The organism is Streptomyces sp. TLI_105 (assembly GCF_900105415.1).
Taxonomy (GTDB): Bacteria; Actinomycetota; Actinomycetes; order Streptomycetales; family Streptomycetaceae; genus Streptomyces.
The window spans coordinates 7,818,707-7,837,931 of sequence record NZ_FNSM01000001.1 but is presented as its reverse complement, the minus strand read 5'-3'; the positions used below and the strand labels follow the sequence as shown (position 1 = coordinate 7,837,931).

Annotated in this window: 18 protein-coding genes and 1 tRNA gene; 11 read left to right on the top strand and 8 right to left on the bottom strand. The window is 71.5% G+C overall.

All coding sequences use genetic code 11. From position 1 onward, the window contains the following. Window positions 1–168: 168 nt before the first annotated feature. The 5 genes from BLW86_RS35660 to BLW86_RS35640 all read right to left on the bottom strand — a co-directional run bounded on the left by BLW86_RS35660 (window position 169) and on the right by BLW86_RS35640 (window position 4,917). Entirely contained in the window at window positions 169–675 is a 507-nt protein-coding gene (locus BLW86_RS35660; protein ID WP_093877843.1) for a DinB family protein, read from the bottom strand. Between the two features lie 178 nt (window positions 676–853). Beyond that, window positions 854–1,750 (bottom strand): AraC family transcriptional regulator, encoded by an 897-nt coding sequence (locus BLW86_RS35655; protein WP_093877842.1) that lies wholly within the window; start codon window positions 1,748–1,750, stop codon window positions 854–856. A gap of 118 nt (window positions 1,751–1,868) precedes the next feature. Continuing rightward, window positions 1,869–2,408 carry a YbhB/YbcL family Raf kinase inhibitor-like protein gene (locus tag BLW86_RS35650; RefSeq protein WP_093877841.1) on the bottom strand — a complete coding sequence of 180 codons (540 nt, stop codon included), beginning with the start codon at window positions 2,406–2,408 and terminating at the stop codon, window positions 1,869–1,871. 147 nt (window positions 2,409–2,555) lie between these two features. Further along, entirely contained in the window at window positions 2,556–3,962 is a 1,407-nt protein-coding gene (locus tag BLW86_RS35645) for a pyridoxal phosphate-dependent decarboxylase family protein (protein WP_177181850.1), read from the bottom strand. 157 nt (window positions 3,963–4,119) lie between these two features. Continuing rightward, window positions 4,120–4,917, bottom strand: a complete 798-nt coding sequence (locus BLW86_RS35640; RefSeq protein ID WP_093877840.1) for a FadR/GntR family transcriptional regulator — start codon at window positions 4,915–4,917, stop codon at window positions 4,120–4,122. 156 nt (window positions 4,918–5,073) lie between these two features. On the opposite strand from BLW86_RS35640, the gene BLW86_RS35635 reads away from it, so the two are divergent. Then, window positions 5,074–6,513 carry an MFS transporter gene (locus BLW86_RS35635; RefSeq protein WP_093877839.1) on the top strand — a complete coding sequence of 480 codons (1,440 nt, stop codon included), beginning with the start codon at window positions 5,074–5,076 and terminating at the stop codon, window positions 6,511–6,513. A gap of 91 nt (window positions 6,514–6,604) precedes the next feature. Further along, a complete protein-coding gene (locus BLW86_RS35630) occupies window positions 6,605–8,245 on the top strand; it encodes an amidohydrolase (protein ID WP_093877838.1) in 1,641 nt (546 codons plus the stop codon). Window positions 8,246–8,361: 116 nt separating this feature from the next. Here the strand turns inward: BLW86_RS35630 and BLW86_RS35625 are convergent, their stop codons facing one another. Beyond that, window positions 8,362–9,501 (bottom strand): hypothetical protein, encoded by a 1,140-nt coding sequence (locus BLW86_RS35625; protein WP_093877837.1) that lies wholly within the window; start codon window positions 9,499–9,501, stop codon window positions 8,362–8,364. Between the two features lie 221 nt (window positions 9,502–9,722). Between BLW86_RS35625 and BLW86_RS35620 the strand changes: the two genes are divergently transcribed. After that, a complete protein-coding gene (locus BLW86_RS35620) occupies window positions 9,723–10,238 on the top strand; it encodes an NUDIX domain-containing protein (protein ID WP_093877836.1) in 516 nt (171 codons plus the stop codon). A gap of 77 nt (window positions 10,239–10,315) precedes the next feature. Further along, window positions 10,316–10,392 (top strand) — tRNA-Trp (locus BLW86_RS35615). 128 nt (window positions 10,393–10,520) lie between these two features. On the opposite strand, the gene BLW86_RS35610 is transcribed toward BLW86_RS35615, so the two are convergent. Further along, on the bottom strand, window positions 10,521–11,300 hold the full coding sequence (locus tag BLW86_RS35610; RefSeq protein WP_093877835.1) for an NAD(P)H-dependent oxidoreductase: 780 nt from the start codon (window positions 11,298–11,300) through the stop codon (window positions 10,521–10,523). A 140-nt stretch (window positions 11,301–11,440) separates the two neighbouring features. Between BLW86_RS35610 and BLW86_RS35605 the strand changes: the two genes are divergently transcribed. The 3 genes from BLW86_RS35605 to BLW86_RS35595 all read left to right on the top strand — a co-directional run bounded on the left by BLW86_RS35605 (window position 11,441) and on the right by BLW86_RS35595 (window position 14,121). After that, a complete protein-coding gene (locus BLW86_RS35605; RefSeq protein WP_093877834.1) occupies window positions 11,441–12,289 on the top strand; it encodes a helix-turn-helix transcriptional regulator in 849 nt (282 codons plus the stop codon). A 120-nt stretch (window positions 12,290–12,409) separates the two neighbouring features. Further along, window positions 12,410–13,030 carry a phosphoribosylanthranilate isomerase gene (locus tag BLW86_RS35600; RefSeq protein ID WP_093877833.1) on the top strand — a complete coding sequence of 207 codons (621 nt, stop codon included), beginning with the start codon at window positions 12,410–12,412 and terminating at the stop codon, window positions 13,028–13,030. 224 nt (window positions 13,031–13,254) lie between these two features. Next, the gene (locus BLW86_RS35595; RefSeq protein WP_256341736.1) at window positions 13,255–14,121 is read left to right on the top strand and encodes a D-alanyl-D-alanine carboxypeptidase family protein; all 867 of its coding nucleotides are present in this window, start codon (window positions 13,255–13,257) and stop codon (window positions 14,119–14,121) included. Window positions 14,122–14,190: 69 nt separating this feature from the next. Here BLW86_RS35595 and BLW86_RS35590 read toward each other — a convergent pair whose 3' ends face one another. Further along, a complete protein-coding gene (locus tag BLW86_RS35590) occupies window positions 14,191–14,739 on the bottom strand; it encodes a GNAT family N-acetyltransferase (protein ID WP_093877831.1) in 549 nt (182 codons plus the stop codon). Between the two features lie 199 nt (window positions 14,740–14,938). Here BLW86_RS35590 and BLW86_RS35585 point away from each other — a divergent pair, with 199 nt between their 5' ends. The 4 genes from BLW86_RS35585 to BLW86_RS35570 all read left to right on the top strand — a co-directional run bounded on the left by BLW86_RS35585 (window position 14,939) and on the right by BLW86_RS35570 (window position 19,224). Beyond that, window positions 14,939–15,403: a GNAT family N-acetyltransferase gene (locus BLW86_RS35585; protein ID WP_093877830.1), complete on the top strand. Its 465-nt coding sequence runs from the start codon at window positions 14,939–14,941 to the stop codon at window positions 15,401–15,403. Window positions 15,404–15,770: 367 nt separating this feature from the next. After that, window positions 15,771–16,022 (top strand): hypothetical protein, encoded by a 252-nt coding sequence (locus BLW86_RS35580; RefSeq protein WP_093879049.1) that lies wholly within the window; start codon window positions 15,771–15,773, stop codon window positions 16,020–16,022. A 122-nt stretch (window positions 16,023–16,144) separates the two neighbouring features. Then, on the top strand, window positions 16,145–16,951 hold the full coding sequence (locus BLW86_RS35575) for a biotin/lipoyl-containing protein (RefSeq protein ID WP_093877829.1): 807 nt from the start codon (window positions 16,145–16,147) through the stop codon (window positions 16,949–16,951). A 155-nt stretch (window positions 16,952–17,106) separates the two neighbouring features. Continuing rightward, complete coding sequence (locus BLW86_RS35570) at window positions 17,107–19,224, top strand: NHLP family bacteriocin export ABC transporter peptidase/permease/ATPase subunit (RefSeq protein ID WP_371129645.1); 2,118 nt, start codon at window positions 17,107–17,109, stop codon at window positions 19,222–19,224. The last annotated feature ends 1 nt before the right edge of the window (window position 19,225 follow it).

The window sequence follows — 19,225 nt, the reverse complement described above, 5'->3', positions numbered from 1 at the left end:
CAGGTCAGGCGGTGGCAGCCGGCCGGAACGCGTCGGCGGGCGCGGTCACGCCCGCACGGGCGGCCTTCCGGTCGAGGACCGGGATCAGGAAAACGTCCTAGGGGGTGTCCGGAAAGTCCCGCCTGGCTCGCGACGTCCGGGCAGACGGCGCTACTTTCCGGACAGGCCCTAGTCGCCGGTCGTGCCGTCGAGCATCTCGCGCAGGATGTCCAGGTGGCCGTTGTGGCGGGCCGTCTCCTCGGTGAGGTGGAGGAGGATCCAGCGCAGGTCGACGTGGAGGCCGTCGCGGACGGCTCGCCGGGCCTGCTCGTCCAGGCCGTGCCCGGCGACCAGTTCACGGTGGTGGGCGCTCTGTTCGGCGTATTCGTCGAGCAGCTGCGGGAGCGGGAAGTCGACGGCGATGCGCATCTCGCGGTCGGGGTCCTCCTCGGTCCAGGGGCCCCGGTCCTCCTCGCCGAGGAAGACCACGTGGAACCAGTAGTACTCGACCCAGCGGAGGTGGTTGATCACCCCGCTCATGGTCATCAGCGGTGAGCCCGGCAGTAGCGCCTTGCGCGCGTTCTCCGCGGAGACGCCCTCGCACTTGGCGCGGGCGGTGTCACGTACGTAGTCGAGGAACGTGGTGAGCTGGGTGCGCTCGTCCCACGCGGGCGGCGTGTCGTCGATTCTGGTCATCGCGTGAAGCGTCACCGATGACCGCGGCCGATGTCGAGGGAATTATCGACGGCCCCCCGCCCTGCTCCGTCCAGTCCTTCTCCGGCAGGTCTCTGCGGCGATTCGGGGACGGCCGGACCGGCTTGTCGGACCGGCTTGTCGGACCTTGTCGGACCTTGTCGGACCGGCAAGACATCCTCTAGGGCACGACGGCGGACGCGTGGTCGACGCGCTCGCGCGTGCGTGCCGCGTCGGTGCTCGGTGGTACGCCGAACTGGCGCTTGTACTCACGGCTGAACTGCGAGGGGCTGTCGTACCCCACCCGGTGGCCGACGCCGGTCACGTCGTGCGGACGGTTGGCCAGCAGGAGCCGCGCCGCCTGCAATCGGATCTGCTTCTGGAACTGGATCGGGCTCATCGCCGTCACCGACTGGAAGTTCCGGTGGAACGCGGAGACGCTCATCCCGGAGGAACGTGCCAGGTCCTCGACCCGGAAGGCCTCGGTGTAGTTGTCCCGAATCCAGTCGACCGCCCGGGTGATGTGGTTCAGGCTGCTGTCCGCGAGGCCCAGTTGGCGGACCGCCTCGCCCTGCTCCCCTGTCATCAGCAGCCACAGGATCTCACGCTTGATCAAGGGGACCAGCACCCGGCGGTCACGCGGCCGGTCCAGCAGGCGGAGCAGCCGGACGATCGCGTCGATCAGCTCCGCCGAGGCCTCGCTGACCATGATCCCCGGCCGAGGCGACCCGGCCGATCGCGGCAGGTCGCCCGGCCCGGCCTGGAGCATCAACTCCGCGATGACGGCGGGCTCCAGCGTCATCCCGAAACCGAGTTCCCGGCCGCCGGGTGCGACGCGCCCGGTCACCGGCAGGTCGGCCGAGGTGACCAGATACTGGCCGACCCCGTACTCGTACACCCGCTCGCCGAGCGCGAGCCGTTTGCCACCCTGCGCGATGACGGCCAGCATCACGCCGGACATCGAGTACTCCGGCTCGGCGCCCGGGTCGGCCCAGCAGATCCGGACGCCGTCGATGGCCGTGCTCTGGTCAGGTCGCGCGTGCCGCTCCAGCAGGTCGCGCAGCTCGTCGAGGGACATGCGCCCATCCCATCACGGGCTGGCACGTTCCTCCCCGTTGGAGAGAGAATCGTGCAAGAACACGCGAAGATCGTGCGGGCGCCCCACGAAGGGCAGGCCGCTCCCGCACCGTGGGCGCCTACTCTCCGGTGTCCTCGTACTCGGCGATCAGCCGGCCGCGGGCGATGGCGTGGAACCGGAGATGGAAACCGACGAGTGCCGGCGACGCGTCCGCATCCGGGCCCAGCTTCTCCTGGTCCACGGCGTACACCGTGAACACATAGCGGTGCGGACCGTCCCCCGGCGGCGGCGCGGCGCCGCCGAAGTCCCTGCTGCCGTAGTCGTTCCGGGCCTGCAGGGCACCCGCGGGCAGCCCCTCGAAGTTCCCGGTCCCGGCCCCGGCCGGCAGCTCGGTGACGTCCGCCGGGATGTCGAAGACCGTCCAGTGCCAGAACCCGCTGCCGGTCGGCGCGTCCGGGTCATAGCAGGTGACCGCGTAGCCACGGGTGCCCGCCGGCCCTGCCGACCAGCTCAGCTGCGGCGAGGAGTTCCCCTTCGCGTACACATGCGCGTCCGGCAGGACCCCACCGTCCGTCAGGTCCTTGCTGCTGACCGACAGGTCGGGCACCGGCGGGTGAAAATCATGCGGCAGCGGACGTCGATTCGTCGGGTCGCTCATTCCTGATTCCTTTTCATGCTCTCGATGACATCGCCCGAACGGGCATGATCGCCATCTGACCACGCGCCGAGTGACGGTGAGCGGCCGACGAGAGGATCGTGCAAGGAGTCGCCACCTTTGTGAACGTGTCCCCGAATTCCCGGAGCGCTACGGCCGCTCCGGCTCACCGAGACCGTGACCGGACCCGTCGGCGAGGGACGCGATGATCGTTCGGACCGTCTCCTCGGTGATTCCCGGGTGCAGGAACGCCAGACGGGCGACGGTCTCGCCCTCCCAGACGCTGGGGGTGACGAACGCGAGGCCGGAGGCGAGAAGGCGCTTGGACCACGCGTAGTAGTCCTCGGGCAGCCAGCCGCTGCGGCGGATCAGGACGACCGTCAGCTCGGGCTCGCGGAGCAGGTGGAGGCCCTCGGTCGCCTCGACGAGACGGGCGGTGTACCGGGCGATCTCGGCGCCCCGCGCCACGGCGTCCCGGTAGGCGTCAGTGCCGTGGACGGCGAGCGAGAACCACAGGGGCAGGCCGCGCGGACGCCGGGTGAGGTGGTAGGCGTAGTCGCTGGGGTTCCAGTCCGTGTCGTGGTCGGCTCCGTCCGCACCGTGGATCGCGTCGAGGTAGGACGCGTCCTGGGTGTGCACGGCGCGTGCGAGGTGCGGCTCCCGGTACAGGAGGGCCCCGCAGTCGAACGGCGCGAACATCCACTTGTGCGGGTCGACGACGAGTGAGTCGGCGTGCTCGATGCCGCGCAGGCGCGCGCGGAGTTCCGGCACGAACAGGGCGGCGCCGCCGTAGGCGGCGTCTATGTGCAGCCACAGCTCGTGGGCCCGGGCCTGCTCCGCGACGCCGTCGAGGTCGTCGATGATGCCGGCGTTGGTGGTGCCGGCGGTGGCGACGACGGCCACGACGGGGGCGCCGCCGTCGGCCGAGGCCCTCTCGAGCGCCGAGGCGAGGGCCGTACCGGTGAGCCGGTGGTCCGAGGTCGGGACGACGAGCGGTTCGACGCCGATGATCCGCAGGGTGTTGCCGACGGAGGAATGGACCTGGTCGCTCACCGCGATCCTGACGGGTGCCGTCGCGGCCAGGCCGAGGCGGCGCCTGCCGGTGTCGCGGGCCACGATCAGGGCGGAGAGGTTGCCGGCCGAACCGCCGCTGACGAAGCACCCTCCGGCGCCCTGCGGCATCCCCGCCAGGTCGGCGAAGAGGCGCAGGACCTGGTTCTCCGCGGCGACGGCGCCCGAGGCCTCCAACCAGGACACGCCGTGGAGGGACGAGGCCGAGAGGACCATGTCGAACAGTGCGGCGGCTTTCGTCGGAGCGCCGGGGATGAACGCGAGGAAGGCGGGGTGATCGCAGGAGACGACCGTCGGCTCCAGCGCGTCCGTGTAGGTCCGCAGCACGTCGGCCGGGCGGCGCGGCCCCGTGCCGATGGCGCCCTTGAGCGCCAGGGCGAGCTCCTCGTGCTCTCCGAGCCGGCCCAGCGGCGGAGGGTCGAGGCGGAGCCGGTCGAGAAGATGGCCCATGACCTGCTGGGTGAGGTCCTCATCGTAAGCGTGCACGGCGGGCTCCTGTGGGAACGAGCGACTAATTGGATCCACGCTGGATCCAATTAGGACCTTAGGGGGCACCCCGAGCGCTCGTCAACCAGATCTCGCGCGCCGCCCGCCTTCCGCCCCTCCCCCTTCCGCCCGCCCGCCCGCCGAGGGGAGGGACCCCTCAGCCGGAGGTCGAGGCGAACTGGTCCAGGAGGACCAGGAACTGCTGGTGCGACTCCTTCAGGTGCTCACGCATCCGGCGCTCGGCCGTGTCCCCGTCGCCCGACAGGACCGCCAGGGCGATCGCCTCGTGCTCCTCGCGGAACGCGCGCCCGAAGTCCCGGTCGGTCGGGTAGACCGGCGTCCAGTCCGAACCCAGCCAGAGCGCGTTGCCCGCCACGAACATCTCGGTGCGCGCCCGCGTGACGGCCTCCGCGAGCACCTCGTTGCCACCGGCCTCGGCGACGCCGAGGTGGAACCGGGTGTCCACGCGGTGGTACTCGCCGAGGTCGGCGACCTTCGCCTCCAGCATCTCGACGAGCCCGCGCCTGCTCGCCGCCGCGCCCCGCTCGGCGGCGAGGCGGGCCGCGAACGGCTCGATGGCCTGGCGGTACTCCATGTAGTCACGCAGGGAGGCGCGGATGCCTGCGGCGATCGCCGCCCTGCTGTCGCGGCCGCTCCGGGGCGCCGGTGCGACCCGGGTGCCGCCGGAGCGGCCCAGGGTCGTGACGACGAGCCCCTCATCGGCGAGTTCCCGTACCGCCTGGCGGACCGTGTTGCGGCCGACCCCGAAGACCGCGGCGAGGTCCCGCTCGGTCGGCAGCCTGTCGCCGGGGCCGAAGCCGCCGAGCGCGATCCGCTGACGCAGCGCGTCGGCCACGACCGCGTGCGAGGGCGCCTGCCGGGGGCCGGCGCCGTTCGCCTCCTTCTCGTTCCGCTTGCCCGCCCCGTCGTTCCGGCTCGCACTCGTCCCGCCCATGGCCTGCCCCTCGCCTCTGGATTCCGCTCGGCTCCGTCCGACCAGTCTATTGGGATCACGTCGAACCCTATTGACAGGCCGCAGGGGCCCCCTTAACGTCGCCCCATCGATTTTGGGTCCACACCGAACCCAATCGATGTCCCCAAGGAGCCACGTATGAGCCAGTCCACGGGCACCGCAGCCCCCGCCGGGGCGCCACGCCGCTCCGGGCCCTGGAAGATCGCCACCGCCGCGATGATCGGCACGAGCGTCGAGTGGTACGACTTCGGCATCTACGCCACCGCCGCCGCACTCGTGTTCCCCGAGCTCTTCTTCCCCGAGATGAGCCGGGCCCTCGGCACCCTGATGTCCTTCGCCACCCTGTTCGTCGGGGCCCTCGGTCGACCGCTGGGCGCCATCCTCTTCGGGCACATCGGAGACCGGCACGGCCGCAAGAAGGCGCTCATCTGGTCGATGACCCTGATGGGCGCCGCCACCGTGTGCATCGGTCTGCTGCCCACCTACAGCCAGATCGGCGTCCTCGCACCGCTGCTCCTCGTGCTGATCCGCATGATCCAGTCACTGGCCGTGGGAGGCGAGTGGGGCGGCGCCGTCCTGTTCGCGGTCGAACACGCCCCGCCCCGCCGCAAGGCGTTCTTCGGATCGTTCCCGCAGGTCGGCGACGGTGTCGGCTATTTCCTGTCGACCGGCGTCTTCGCCCTGACCGCGCTGGTCGGGCACGACGCGCTGGCGCACTGGGCATGGCGCCTCCCGTTCCTGCTGTCCGCGGTGCTCGTCGCCGTCGGTCTGGTCATCCGCCGCTCGATGGACGAGTCGCCCGAGTTCGAGGCCGCCCGACGGGCCGAGGAAGCCTCGGGCCAGGCCGGCCGGGGCAAGGAGTCCGCCCCCGTGATCGCCGTACTGCGCCACGCCTGGAAGACGTGGCTGCTCGCGACGGGCGCGTTCCTGATCACCGTCGGCGGCTACTACATCGTCGTCACCTTCATGTCGAGCTACGCCGTCACGGAGCTGGGCTTCACCGACGCCCAGGCCGCGGCCGCCGGAACCGCGGCCTCCGTCGTCGTCATCGTGTGCACCCCGCTCAGCGCGCTGTTCGCCGACCGCTACGGCCTGCGCCGGGTCACGCTCATCGGCGTCCTGCTGCACCTGGTCGCGGCCTTCCCGATGTTCTGGCTCGCCGACACCCGCTCGGTCGCCGGCCTGTGGCTCGCCATGTGTCTGCCCATGCTCGCCAGCACGATCGCGTACGCCTCCCTCGGCACCCTCGCCTCGGGGTGGTTCGCGCCGCGCGTCCGCTACACGGGCCTGTCCATGAGCTTCCAGACCGCAGGCCTGCTCGGCACCCTGGCCCCCGCCGCGACGACCTGGCTCTACTCCTCCTTCGGCGGCTCCTGGGTCCCCGTCGCGGTCGCGTTCGCCGCCATGGCGGCCGTGAGCGCCGTGTGCCTCCTGGCGTGCCGCCCGGCGCCGGAAGCCGGCACGTCCCCGGACGCGTCGAAGGTCGGCGCCGCCGCGCTGGCGCCGACCGCCGCGGCCGGGATGGACGCGTTCCCCGGCGGTTCGGACGGTGCCGCCGACGTCACCCGGACCGGCTGACCAGCGCCCGACGCGTCCCTTCCCGTGCCCGTCGAGCACCGCTCCCACGCCTCCCGCCCCTCCCCTTCCCCGACCACCCGAAGGAGCTTCCGTGCGCCCCGCACCCGATCTCGTCCTGACCCGGGCCCGCGTCCACACCGTCGACCCGGACCTCCCCCGCGCCGAAGCCGTGGCGGTGACCGCCGGCCGGATCAGCGCCGTGGGCACGCATGCCGAGGTCTCCGCGCTCGCCGGACCGGCGACCGAGATACGCGACCTCGGCGGGCGCATGCTGCTCCCGGGCTTCGTCGACGCGCACAACCACGTCCGCCTCGGCTCCGACGCCGACAGCGTGCAGCTCGCCGGGGCCCGCACCTTGGAAGAGGTGCACGCCCGCATCCGGACCTGGGCGGCCTCGCACCCCGACGCCGAATGGATCGAGGCGGAGGCGTTCGACTACGGGGCGATCCCCGGGGGACGCATGCCCACCGCCGCCGATCTGGACCCGGTCACCGGTGACCGGCCCGCTCTCGTGTTCACCTACGACGTCCACAGCGTCTGGCTCAACACGGCCGCCCTCCGGCGTCTCGGCATCACCCGGGACACCGGCCGGCTGCCGTGGGGAGTGGTCCAGAAGGATCCCGCCACCGGTGAGCCGACCGGGTTCGTCACCGGGTTCGCCGTCCTGGGCCTCGCCCGCCGGGGCCAGCGCGCGTTGGCCGAGTTCCTTCCCTGGGCGAGTGAGGAGCGCCGCTACAAGCGTCTGTGCGCCTCGCTCGACATGGCCGCGGAGAACGGTCTGACCACCGTCGTCGAACCGCAGAACTCCCCCGACGACCTGTTCCTCTTCGAGCGGGCGAGGAGCGAGGGCCGGCTGCGCTCGCGGATCATCGCCGCGCTGTTCCATCCGCACGGTACGACCGCCGAGGACCTCGACGAGTTCGAGCGGTGCGCCGAGCGGTTCGACGACGACCGGTTCCGCGTCGGTCCGCTCAAGCTCTACATCGACGACGTGATCGAACCCCATACGGCCGCTCTGTTCGAGCCGTACGCCAACGAGCCCGGCAACCGGGGCCGCACGTTCTACGAGCCCGGCGAGTTCGCGGAGGTGCTGACCGGGCTGGACCGGCGCGGCTTCCAGACGTTCACGCACGCCACGGGCGACCGCGGCATCCGTACGGCCCTCGACGCGCACGCGGCCGCGCGCACCGCCAACGGGCCCCGCGACGCCCGCCACCAGCTCGTGCACGTCGAGTGTCTCCATCCGCAGGACGTCGGCCGGTTCGCCGAGCTCGGCGTGGTGGCCTGCATGCAGCCGCGGCACTGCGCGCCGGACGTCGCCGGTCCGGGCAAGGACTGGGCCGAAGGCGTCGGTGAGCATCGCTGGTCGCACGCCTGGGCGTTCCGCAGCCTGCGCGAGGCGGGCGCGAAGCTCGCCTTCTCCAGCGACTGGAACGTCGCCGAGATGAACCCGCTCGCCCACCTCTACACCGCCGTCACCCGCCGCGCCCCGGACGGCGGCGACTCGTGGGTGCCGGGTCAGACGATCGACCTGACCGCCGCGATCGAGGCGTACACGATGGGGAGCGCCTACGCCAACTTCGTGGACGGGGACCGCGGATCGGTGACCGTCGGCAAGTACGCGGACCTCGTGGTGATCGACCGGGACCTGTTCGCCGTGCCGGTGGAGGAGATCAAGGACGCGTCGGTCGACGAGACGATCGTCGAGGGGGTGACCGTCTTCCGCCGCTGAGCCCACAGGTCCTCGCCCGAACCGGACGGCGTTCCGCCCTCACGCCCGCCGTCCGGCAGGCAACGACCCCTCACGCGTCAGCTCCTCGCCCTGGTGGAAGCTGGTCCATGACCGCGTCAGGCCCGGCGGCAGCGCTCTCGAAGCTCGGAGATCACAGCTTTCTCGGAAGCGTTGACGGCACCGTCCACGGCGGCCACCCGGTCGGCCACGTCGAGGAGGTCGCTCAGATCCCCCGGCTCGGCGTCCATGCGCCGCCACACCTCGGCGGGATCGATGTCGACCAGGTGAGCGAACTCCCCGTCGACCACCTGATGCCGCTCCCGTACCAGCCTCACCAGATGCCGAATCAACAGCGCCTCGTCATCGGCCGTCTTCCGGTCCGCCCCGATGACGAGCCACGCGACCCACAGCATCAACCGCGGGTGCCGGCTCCGCTTGCTCAGGCCCTCGGCGATTTCGATCACCCGCGCCTCGTTCCGGAAGACGGCTTGCGCGTGCCGCCCCGCGAGCAGCGTCGTATAGCGGTTCAACGCCACCGCGAGGGGGACGCCGACCGCGGGGATGCCGATCTTGATGACGTTGCGCTGCAGAAGGAACTTCCCGACGAAGGGGAACCCCTTCGCGGCACTCAGCACCGCTCCGGAGTAGAAGCGCTTGATCACCGGCCGCATCATGGCCGGGACCATTTTGATCACGCCTTCCCGGACCACTTCCCCGCTCTTGATCGTGAAGGCCACTCGAATGAGCTTCCACATGTCCTCGGGGTCGGACAGGTCGAGCGGGACCCGATAGAGGACGGCGATGTCGTAGGCCAGGCGGAGCTGGAGCCGGGTGATGAACGCGACGTCGATCATCACGGTCGCGATGGCCGCCGGGACGGTCGCCGGCGAGGCACCGCCAAGGCTCCCGAGGGTGGCGACGACGGCCGCCGTGTAGGCCCCGGCGGAGAGTCCGCCTTCGAGCGCGGCGTACCGAGCCGCCATCTTGATCCGCTGATCGACGACGGCGTCCGCGGGCACGCCCTCGTAGCGCTCCTGGAAGTACTGCCAGTCGACCTTCTCGGTGTAGGAGTTCAGAGCCTGGGCGAGGAGCTTGGTGAACCAGCTGCCCGACTTGATGTCGTCCGTGCTCAACCCCTGGACGAACTCCCGCAGCTCGGCCCGCTCGTGCTCGACGGCCTCCCGGTCGGCATCGCTGCCGCCGTCGGTGCCGCTGTCGCCGTCGGTGTCGGCGGCGTCGATCCGAGCTTCGGTCATGGTGAGTCCCCCAGGCGGTTCGGCGTGGAGCCGGAGGCCGGGTCGGAACAACCCCGCCGCGTCTCGACACGGCGACTCGGACACCAGAACGCCTGTGTACAGAAGCCCCGTTGACCTGTAACCCTAGCGCTTCATCATGCGGGTGATGCCGGCCTGTCGGCGCTGCTGGATCATCTCGTACGGATGACGAGATGCCCACAGGTCAGAGACAGGGGTCCTCGATGACCGACTTCCTCCCGCCCGAGGAGTACGCGGCCTCGCTGCCGAAGGCGACCGTGTTCGGCGCGCTCTTCTTCACCGACATGAACGACCGGCCCGTACAGCTTCACGCCGTCTACAGCGCCGAACACCCCTGGCAGCTGCCCGGCGGGACCGCGGAGGACGGCGAGCGGCCGTGGCGGACGGCGGTGCGGGAGACCGCGGAAGAAACGGGACTGCTGGTCCCCGGACCGCCGCGCCTGCTGGCGGCCGTCTTCGGCCTGCCCGGCGCGTCATGGCCGCTCGCGACCGTCGGCTTCGTCTTCGACGGGGGACGGCTGACCGACCGGCAGGTCGCAAGCTTCACGCTCGCCCCCGAGGAGCACGACGAGGTGCGGGTCCTCCCGTTGGAGGAGTGGCGGGCGCTGATGCCGGTGCAGGACTTCGCCCGCCTCACCGCCCTCGCGGAGGCCCGCCGGTCCGGGGTGGCGGCCTACGTCGGCGACTGGGACCGGGACACCGGGGAGGCGGCGCGGTGAGCGCGCCGTCGTCAACGGGGGAATCGAAATCGGTTGGCATCGAGATCCACCCCCGTGTCAGACTGTGCGCACACCAAAGGGGTGTAGCTCAGATGGCCAGAGCGCCGGTCTCCAAAACCGGATGTCGCAGGTTCGACTCCTGTCACCCCTGCCACGGCTTCCCGCCTTGAACGGCCCCCGTCACGACCCGTCTCCGAGACACCGTCGACGGGTATGGCGAGCTCGGTCCAACGAGCCGTCCCTGCCCGGTCCTTTCTCCCCCGGCGCCTCCGGTGCCGGGGGTCAGCCTCGTATGTGCAGCCCGAAGCCCGTGCGGCCCTCGGGCTCCAGGCCCTCCTTCAGCCGGAGCGAGGGGATCTCGTAGTCGCCGAAGTTCTGTCGGCGGAACGCGATCGGCTCCCTCGACTCCAGGGTGAGCAGGCGCTGTTCCCAGGCCTCGGCGACGCCCCGGTAGTCGTCGTCGGTCATCCGGTCGGTGCCGTACAGCACGAACGGCGGCAGCACCTCGATGCCCGGGTAGTAGAGGATGCCGTGGTGGATCGGGAACAGCAGGTCGTCGATGGGGCCGTTGATCCCACGGGCCCCGTAGTGCGCCTGCGGGCCGCCGGCGGTCACCGACAGCAGTGCCCTCTTCCCCGCCAGGGTGCCTTCGCCGAAGCGCTCGCCGTACTTGGTGTCGCTGTGCTCACCGACGCCGTAGGCGAAGTGGTAGGTGAACACCCGGTCCACCCAGCCCTTGAGGATCGCGGGCATCGTGTACCACCAGAGCGGGAACTGGAAGATGATCGTGTCGGCCCACAACAGCTTCTCCTGCTCGGCCACGACGTCCGGGGTGAGCGTCCCGGCGTCGAAGGCCCGGCCCGAGTCAAGAGCGACCTTCAGCGGGCTCGAGGCGGCGGGGCCGTAGTCCGCGGCGTCCACGACCGCCTTCCAGTTCATCGCGTACAGGTCGCTCACCCGCACCTCGTGCCCGGCGGACTCCAGGGTGGAGACCGCGAGGTCCTTCAGCGAGCTGTTGAGCGACTTGGGCTCCGGGTGGGCGTGGACGATCAGCGTCTTCACGGGGAACTCCTTCGGATCGGATGTCTTCGATCCTGGGCTCCGCGACGGCCGGTGTTCAGGGACGCTCCTTCCGTCGGACCGGGCTTCCTGGTAATGACAGGGCCACCTTCGCGGGCGCGGCCGAGGCCATACTGGAGGGCATGGACGATCTTGCGGGTTTCCTGCGGACCCGGCGCGCCCGCATCGACCCCGCCGCCGTCGGCATCCCCACCGACAGCCGCCGGCGGGTCGAAGGGCTGCGTCGCGAAGAGGTCGCGCATCTGTCGGGCGTCAGCGTCGACTACTACGTGCGTCTGGAACAGGGCCGCGCGACCCAGCCCTCCGAGCAGGTCCTCGACGCGCTCGCCCGCGTCCTCGGCCTCGACGAGACCGAACGCGGGCACCTCCACCGGCTGGCCCGTCAGCGCCGCCGTCCCGTGAAGGCGCCGGCCGGGCGCCTCCGGCCCGAGCTGCTGCGCGTCCTCGACCTGGTCGCCGACGCACCCGCGCTGGTCATGAACCACCGTCTGGACGTCCTCGCCGGCAACCGTCTCGCCCGGCTCCTCTACGGGCGGCCGATCCCCGGCCTGAACACCGCCCGGCACATCTTCCTCGAGGAGGCCGAGCGCGGCCTCTACGCGAACTGGGAGACGTGCACGCTCGACGTCGTCGGGCATCTGCGCCTGGCCGCCGGCAAGCATCCCGACGATCCCCGTCTGGCCTCGCTCATCGGCGAGCTCGCCATGGGGAGCGAACGCTTCCGCCGCCTCTGGGCCCGTGCGGACGTGCGCGCCCGCACCCATGGGCCCAAGGCGTACCGGCATCCGCTGGTCGGACTGCTCGAACTGCACCATGAGAACTTCGCGCTGCCCGAGGAATCCGGCATGGAGCTGCTGGTGCTGTCCGCGGCCCCCGGCAGCCCGGCCGAGGACGGGCTGCGTCTCCTCGCGGGCCTGGACGCGGACGGCGCCCCCACGCGTCCTCCGGTCGACGCCCGGGTCCGCGAGTGACCGCCCGACGACGCTCGCCCGGTGCCGGGGCGCCTCCCCGGAGACGGTCTGCCGTCCGTGAGCACGCGGGGAGTGAGTAGGCTCGGGGTGCCGCGCCGAGGGTCAGCAGAGGAGAGACACGTGTTCGTGAAGGTGTGCGGGCTCAGGACGACCGCCGACATCGACGCGGCGGTCGCGGCCGGGGCCGACGCCGTCGGGTTGGTGATCAGCGGGACCAGTGTGCGCGGGCTCGACCGGGAGCGGGCGGCGCGGCTCGCCGCCCACGTTCCGGCGGGTGTCCTGTCCGTTCTCGTGGTCAACGACACCCCTGCCGCCGAGGCCGCCCGCATCGCCGGTGAGCTCGGCGTCGGCGCCCTCCAGCTGCACGGCACCGCGTATCGCGAGGAGGACTTCACGGCCGCGGCCGGGGACTTCCCGCGGCTGTGGCGGGCCACGTCCTTGAGCGACCGGCCCGACACGCGTGTCGGCGCCTACGGCGAGGAGGTGCTCCTCCTCGATTCGCCCCGGGCGGGTTCCGGCGAGCCGTGGGACCTGTCCCTGCTGGAGGCGGCGCGGCCCGAGGGCGCGTGGCTGCTCGCCGGAGGGCTCGCACCGCACAACGTCGGCGAGGCGATCGGCCGGGCGCGCCCCTGGGGGGTCGATGTGTCCAGCGGTGTGGAGTCCGCTCCGGGCGTCAAGGACCACGATCTGATCCGTACGTTCGTCACCGCCGCGAAGCAGGCCGCCCCGCACGGCGCCTGAACGCACGGCTCCTGACCGCACGGCTCCTGACCGAGAAAGATCACTGCCTCTGCCGTGCATCCCTGAAGCCCTTTCGTGCGTCTTCCATGCGCCGGGTCCGCGTCCGGCCCTGTCGTGCGGTCCGGCAGAACCCGAGCCGGCTGCCGCGCGACCCGGCCCCTGCGGGCCCGGAAGACATCGATCTCTACCAAGGGCAGAAGACTTTGCTGACTCCGACACTCGGTCTGCGCAGTGCCGTGACCGTCTCGCTCACGGCCTCGGCCGTACTGGCCGGCGGCCTCTTCGCCGGCCAGGCGTACGCCGCGCCGCCGGTCCCGTCGATCACCGCCCCCGGCGGCTTCGTCATGAACAACGGGACGGGTACGACGTTGTACGGGAAGGCCGCGGACACCCGCCGGTCGACCGGGTCCACCACGAAGATCATGACCGCGAAGGTGGTGCTGTCCCAGCGGAACCTGAACCTCGACGCCAAGGTCACGATCCAGAAGGCCTACAGCGACTACATCGTCTCCAAGAACGCCTCCTCGGCCCGGCTCATCGTCGGGGACAAGGTGACCGTCCGTCAGCTCCTCTACGGCCTCATGCTGCCGTCGGGCTGTGACGCCGCCTACGCGCTGGCCGACAAGTTCGGCACGGGCACCACGCGGGCGGCCCGCGTCAAGTCGTTCATCGGGAAGATGAACGACGAGGCGAGGAAGCTCGGTCTGAGGAACACCCACTTCGACTCGTTCGACGGGATAGGCAGTGGGCAGAACTTCTCGACTCCGCGCGACCTGACGAAGATCGCGAGCAGTGCGATGAAGGACTCCACGTTCCGCGCCATCGTCAAGACGAAGTCCACGACGCAGAAGGTGACCACGAAGAGCGGTGGTTACCGGTACATGGCGTGGACCAACACGAACAAGCTCCTCAACACGTACAGCGGTGCGATCGGCGTGAAGACCGGTTCCGGTCCGCAGGCCAGGTACTGCCTCGTCTTCGCGGCCACCCGTGGCGGCAAGACGGTCATCGGTACGGTCCTCGCCTCTCCGTCCGAGACGAACAGGCTGGCCGACGCCAAGAAGCTGCTGGACTACGGCTTCGCCAGGTAGTCGGCGCGCGACGGCGCCCGTCCGTCCCGGCTGCCTCCCGTTCGTCGGGAGGCAGCCCGGCGGCGGAACTCATGTGCGGTGCTTCACCGCCGACCGGGCGCCGAACCACTGCTCGGCGCCGTACTCCTCGAACCGGTCCGCCTCGGTGAACCCGAGCTTCGCCGCGAGGCGCATGGCGCGGTCGTTGTCGGTCCGGGTGACGAGCACCACCGGCTCGCCGGGGAGCGCGGCGGCGTACCAGTCGAGCGCCGCCGCGCACGCCTCGGCCGCGTACCCGCGTCCCCAGGCCTCCGGCAGGAACATGGAGCCGAGCTCCGCCTCCCGGCCTTCCGGGCGGACGTGCCCCGGACGTTCCGGGTCCCGCCGGTCGAGCGTGATCATGCCGATCATCGCCCCGTCGAGATCGACGACGAAGAAGCCGGGGCGCCGGCCGGGAACCTCGGGCATCGTGCGGTCGACTTCCTCGCGCGGCCGGGCGCCGCCTGTGTAGGTGCCCACCTCCGGCGAGGCGAACAGTTCGACGAATGCCGCGCGGTCCCGTGCCTCGGACTCGCGGAGCACGAGCCGTTCGGTCTTCAGCGGGGCAGGCGGCCAGAGAGCGGGCCCGAGTTCGGTCATGGCGGGCAACTTAACGCACGCCCGCGTGAGCGAGCCGTAAGTACGGTCCTTCGTGCGGCCGTTGAGCCCCCGGGCACGGAGAGGGGAAGCACGTCCGGGTTCAGCGAGGTGAAGGTCCCCGGCCGAATTCAGCCGGCCGTCCCCTGCGTGATCGACTGGGGCCGCACCGCAGGTAGCGGTGCGCAAGGAGCGTGAAGAGATGTCCGAAACCGCCGCCGTGGTGATCCGTCCGGTCCGCGAGGGCGACTTCGACCGGTGGCGTGCCCTCTACCGGGGGTACGCCGACTTCTACCGGGTCGAGCAGACCGAGGAGGCCGCGCGGATCGTCTGGTCCTGGATCCACGACCCCGGCCACGAGGTGGAGGGCCTCGTCGCCGAGGCAGCCGACGGCCGGCTGGTCGGGCTCGCGCACTTCCGGCCCTTCGCGCGCCCGCTGTCCGCGTCCGTCGGCGGCTGGCTCGACGACCTCTTCGTCGACCCGGCCGACCGCGGCTCCGGCGTGGCGGACCTGCTGCTCGACGCCCTGCGCGGGATCGGGGCCGAGCGCGGCTGGAGCGTCGTCCGCTGGATCACCGCCGACGACAACCACCGCGCCCGGTCCAAGTACGACCAGGTGGCCACGCGCACGATGTGGATCACGTACGACATGGCTCCCGAGGCCTGAGCCGGGCCGAGGCGCCCCGGGCCGCCCCCGGCCCGCCGCATGCCTCCCGGAAACCTGCACAACGTGTGCGTGTCGAGGGGCGGGGCCTTCACCGTTCCCCGACACCACCGGGGCCGGGGCCGCCCGGACGGCACCGTTCTGTCCGTTTAAGTTCCTCGGGCGAGGCGGGACGGCCGAATCTGTTACTCGGATTCGAGGAGAAGGTGTCGGCATTCCGTGAAATTGGGTGCACGGCCGCTTCCCGAGGTGCAGAAACACCCGCTCAGAGGCGTCAACCGAATTTCTCCGGTCAGCCGTTCACGTGATTTGATCAATCTCGCTGCGGCCGCAGAAGACGGATTCCCCCCATGAACGAAGGGTGCGCATCATGCGTCACGACCTTGAGACCGCTGAGATCTCCGACGCCGACCTCGACGCCGTCTCCGGCGGTCTCGTCACCATCTCCGGCGGCCTCGTCGGCGGCCTGACCAGCGACGTCACCAACGTCCTCGGCACCGTCGGCTCCCTGCAGACGGTCCAGGGCGTCGAGGGCCTCGTCGCCGGCGTCCCGGGTCTGGCCTCCGGCATCACCGGCGTCTCGGTGAACACCGCGGGCATCACCGGCATCGCCGGCATCTGAGCCCAGTATTGACCGTGAACCCCGGAACCGGGAGGTTCCGGGGTTCACGGTCGCCCCCTGAGAACGACCGCGGAAATCCCGACCGCGGAATGTACGAGAGAATGCAGTCGAAGGAATAGTCCGTGCAGTTCCGCCGCAATGCGCTTTCCAAGCTGCAATCGCCCGAAGAACTCGACGTGCCCGTGCGCTTCGCGCGCCCCCAGGGCCGTCTGGTGCTCGCCGTCACCGTCGTCGTCATGGCCGCCGCGGGTTTCTGGGCCCTCACCGGCACGGTGACGTCCAAGGTGAACGCCCCCGGCCTCCTCACCCACGCCGAGGGCACCTATCTGCTGCAGAGCCCCGTCGCCGGACAGGTCACCGACGTCCTCGTCGAAGAGGGCCGGCCCGTCGCCCCCGGCGCGCCGCTGCTGACCGTCCGCACGGACCGGGGCGACCGGCCGGTGCGTGCCGTCGCCGGCGGTCGCGTCACCACGCTGTACGCGAGGCTGGGTTCGGTCGTCACCACCGGGGCCGACGTGGCGACCGTGGAGCGCGTGACCGACCCGCACGCCCCGCTGATGGCCGTCCTGTACCTGCCGGGCGACACCGCCGCCACGATCCGCGCGGGCGCCCGGGTCGACCTCGGTGTCCAGTCCGTCCCGCGCGACCGGTTCGGCGTGCTCCAGGGGCGGGTCCGCGCTGTCGGCCGCACCCCGCAGACGCAGGCCCAACTCGGTTCCTTCCTCGGCGACGCCGGGCTCGCCGCGCGCTTCTCCCGCGAGGGCGATCCGGTCGCGGTGCTCGTCACCCTGGACCGCTCCCCCGCCACCGCCTCCGGATACGCCTGGTCCTCCACGGACGGACCCCCGCACGCGCCCGTCTCCGGCACGCCCGTCACCGGCGCCGTCCACCTCGCCGCGCAGCGGCCCGTCGACTGGCTGCTCCCGTGAGCGCGTCACGGGCGGCCGCCCCGACCCGGGCCCGGTCCGGCGGCAGGTCGCGCGGGTCGGCCCGCAGGCTCCCGCCGGCGGGCGGGCCCCGACGCCGTGCGCAGGTCCCCGGGGGCCGTCGGCCCCGGACCGTCCGCACCCCCACGGTGCTCCAGATGGAGGCGGTCGAGTGCGGTGCCGCCGCCCTCGCGATGATCCTCGGGCACCACGGCCGTTTCGTCTCGCTGGAGGAGCTCCGCATCGCCTGCGGCGTCTCCCGCGACGGGTCCCGGGCCGGGAACCTCCTCAAGGCGGCGCGTGGTCACGGGCTCCAGGCCAAGGGCATGCAGATGGACCTGGCCGCGCTCGCCGAGGTGCCCGCCCCGGCCATCCTCTTCTGGGAGTTCAACCACTACGTCGTCTACGAGGGCATGGGCCGCCGTCTGGGCCGGCCCGGCGTGTACATCAACGACCCCGGAAGCGGCCGCCGGTTCGTCCCCATGGACCAGTTCGACACCAGCTTCACCGGCATCGTGCTCACCTTCGAACCGGGCCCCGGATTCCGGCGCGGCGGCAGCCGGCCCGGCGTCCTCGCCGCCCTTCCGGCCCGGCTGCGCGGCACCTCCGGCACCATGGCCGCCGCGGTCGTCGCCAGCCTCCTCCTGGTGGCCGTCGGCGCGTGGGTGCCGGCCCTGAGCCGTACGTACATCGACATGTTCCTCATCGGGAACCAGACGTCCCTGCTCGGTGTGGTCTTCGCAGCGATGGCCACCGCCCTCGTCCTGACCGGGACGCTCACCGCACTCCAACAGGCCAATCTGCTGCGTGGGCGCGTCATCGCCTCCACCTTGGGCAGCGCCCGCTTCCTGCGGCACCTGCTCCGGCTCCCGCTCGCCTTCTACGCGCAGCGCAGCCCGGCCGACCTCGTCCAACGCCTCCGGACCAACGACGCGGTCGCCGAGACCCTCGCCCGCGACCTGGCCGCGGCGGCGGTCGACGCCGTCGTCGTCCTGCTCTACGCCGTACTGCTCTGGACGTACGACCCCCAACTCACCGTCGTCGGCGTGCTGATCGCCCTGCTCAACGTCGTGGCCCTGCGCGTCGTCGTCCATCTGCGGGCCACCGGCACGCAGAAACTGCGCGCCGAGAGCGCCCGGCTGACCAACACCGCGTACAGCGGGCTCCAGCTCATCGAGACGATGAAGGCCACCGGCGGCGAGGACGGCTTCTTCCGCCGCTGGGCCGGACAGCACGCCACCACCCTCGACGTGCAGCAGCGGCTCGGCGTGCCCAGCGCCTGGCTGGCGGTCGTCGCGCCCACCCTCGCCGCGCTCAACAGCGCCCTCATCCTCATGATCGGCGGTCTGCGGGCGGTGGAGGGCCATCTCACCGTCGGCCTGCTCGTCGCCTTCCAGGCCCTCGTGACCGGCTTCACCGCGCCGCTCACCCGGCTCAACGGAGTGGCGGGCCGCGTCCAGGACTTCGCCGCCGACATCGCCCGCCTCAGGGACGTCGAGAACTTCCCCGTCGACCCCGTGCACACCCGGCGCGCCCCGGGCGCCGCCACCCGCCGCCTCACCGGCCACGTCGAACTGGAGGGAGTCACCTTCGGCTACAGCCCCCTCGACGCGCCGCTGCTCAAGGACTTCTCGCTCACCGTCGGCCCCGGTCAGCAGGTCGCCCTGGTCGGCGGGTCCGGCAGCGGCAAGTCCACCGTCTCGCGGCTGATGTCCGGGCTCTACACACCGTGGGAGGGCGCGATCCGCATCGACGGAATGCGTCTGGAGGACATCCCGCGCAGCGCCCTCGCGGCCTCCGTCTCCTTCGTCGACCAGGACGTCTTCCTCTTCGAGGGCACCGTCCGCGACAACGTGGCGCTCTGGGACCCCTCCGTCCCCGACGAGGCCGTCGTCGCCGCCCTCCAGGACGCCGCCGTGTACGACGAGGTCGCCCGGCGCCCCGGCGGCATCCGGAGCCGCGTCGAGCAGGACGGCCGCAACTTCTCCGGCGGCCAGCGCCAGCGCCTGGAGATCGCCCGCGCGCTGGTGCGCCGCCCGAGCGTCCTGATCCTCGACGAGGTGACCAGCGCGCTCGACGCGGCGACCGAACAGATCGTCATCGACAACCTGCGGCGGCGCGGCTGCGCCTGCGTGGTCATCGCCCATCGGCTGAGCACCGTGCGCGACAGCGACGAGATCGTCGTGCTCGACCGGGGCACGGTGGTGGAGCGCGGGCGCCACGAGCAGCTCGTCGCGGCGCGGGGCACGTACGCCGGTCTGGTCAAGGAGCACTGAG

What these genes read in the sequence shown, in the direction of transcription:
- BLW86_RS35570 (WP_371129645.1), top strand. Translation starts at nt 17,107, where the DNA reads ATGGAGGCGGTCGAGTGCGGTGCCGCCGCCCTCGCGATGATCCTCGGG.
- BLW86_RS35635 (WP_093877839.1), top strand. Translation starts at nt 5,074, where the DNA reads ATGAGCCAGTCCACGGGCACCGCAGCCCCCGCCGGGGCGCCACGCCGC.
- BLW86_RS35620 (WP_093877836.1), top strand. Translation starts at nt 9,723, where the DNA reads ATGACCGACTTCCTCCCGCCCGAGGAGTACGCGGCCTCGCTGCCGAAG.
- BLW86_RS35640 (WP_093877840.1), bottom strand. Translation starts at nt 4,917, where the DNA reads ATGGGCGGGACGAGTGCGAGCCGGAACGACGGGGCGGGCAAGCGGAAC.
- BLW86_RS35625 (WP_093877837.1), bottom strand. Translation starts at nt 9,501, where the DNA reads ATGACCGAAGCTCGGATCGACGCCGCCGACACCGACGGCGACAGCGGC.
- BLW86_RS35660 (WP_093877843.1), bottom strand. Translation starts at nt 675, where the DNA reads ATGACCAGAATCGACGACACGCCGCCCGCGTGGGACGAGCGCACCCAG.
- BLW86_RS35580 (WP_093879049.1), top strand. Translation starts at nt 15,771, where the DNA reads ATGCGTCACGACCTTGAGACCGCTGAGATCTCCGACGCCGACCTCGAC.
- BLW86_RS35650 (WP_093877841.1), bottom strand. Translation starts at nt 2,408, where the DNA reads ATGAGCGACCCGACGAATCGACGTCCGCTGCCGCATGATTTTCACCCG.
- BLW86_RS35590 (WP_093877831.1), bottom strand. Translation starts at nt 14,739, where the DNA reads ATGACCGAACTCGGGCCCGCTCTCTGGCCGCCTGCCCCGCTGAAGACC.
- BLW86_RS35655 (WP_093877842.1), bottom strand. Translation starts at nt 1,750, where the DNA reads ATGTCCCTCGACGAGCTGCGCGACCTGCTGGAGCGGCACGCGCGACCT.
- BLW86_RS35585 (WP_093877830.1), top strand. Translation starts at nt 14,939, where the DNA reads ATGTCCGAAACCGCCGCCGTGGTGATCCGTCCGGTCCGCGAGGGCGAC.
- BLW86_RS35605 (WP_093877834.1), top strand. Translation starts at nt 11,441, where the DNA reads ATGGACGATCTTGCGGGTTTCCTGCGGACCCGGCGCGCCCGCATCGAC.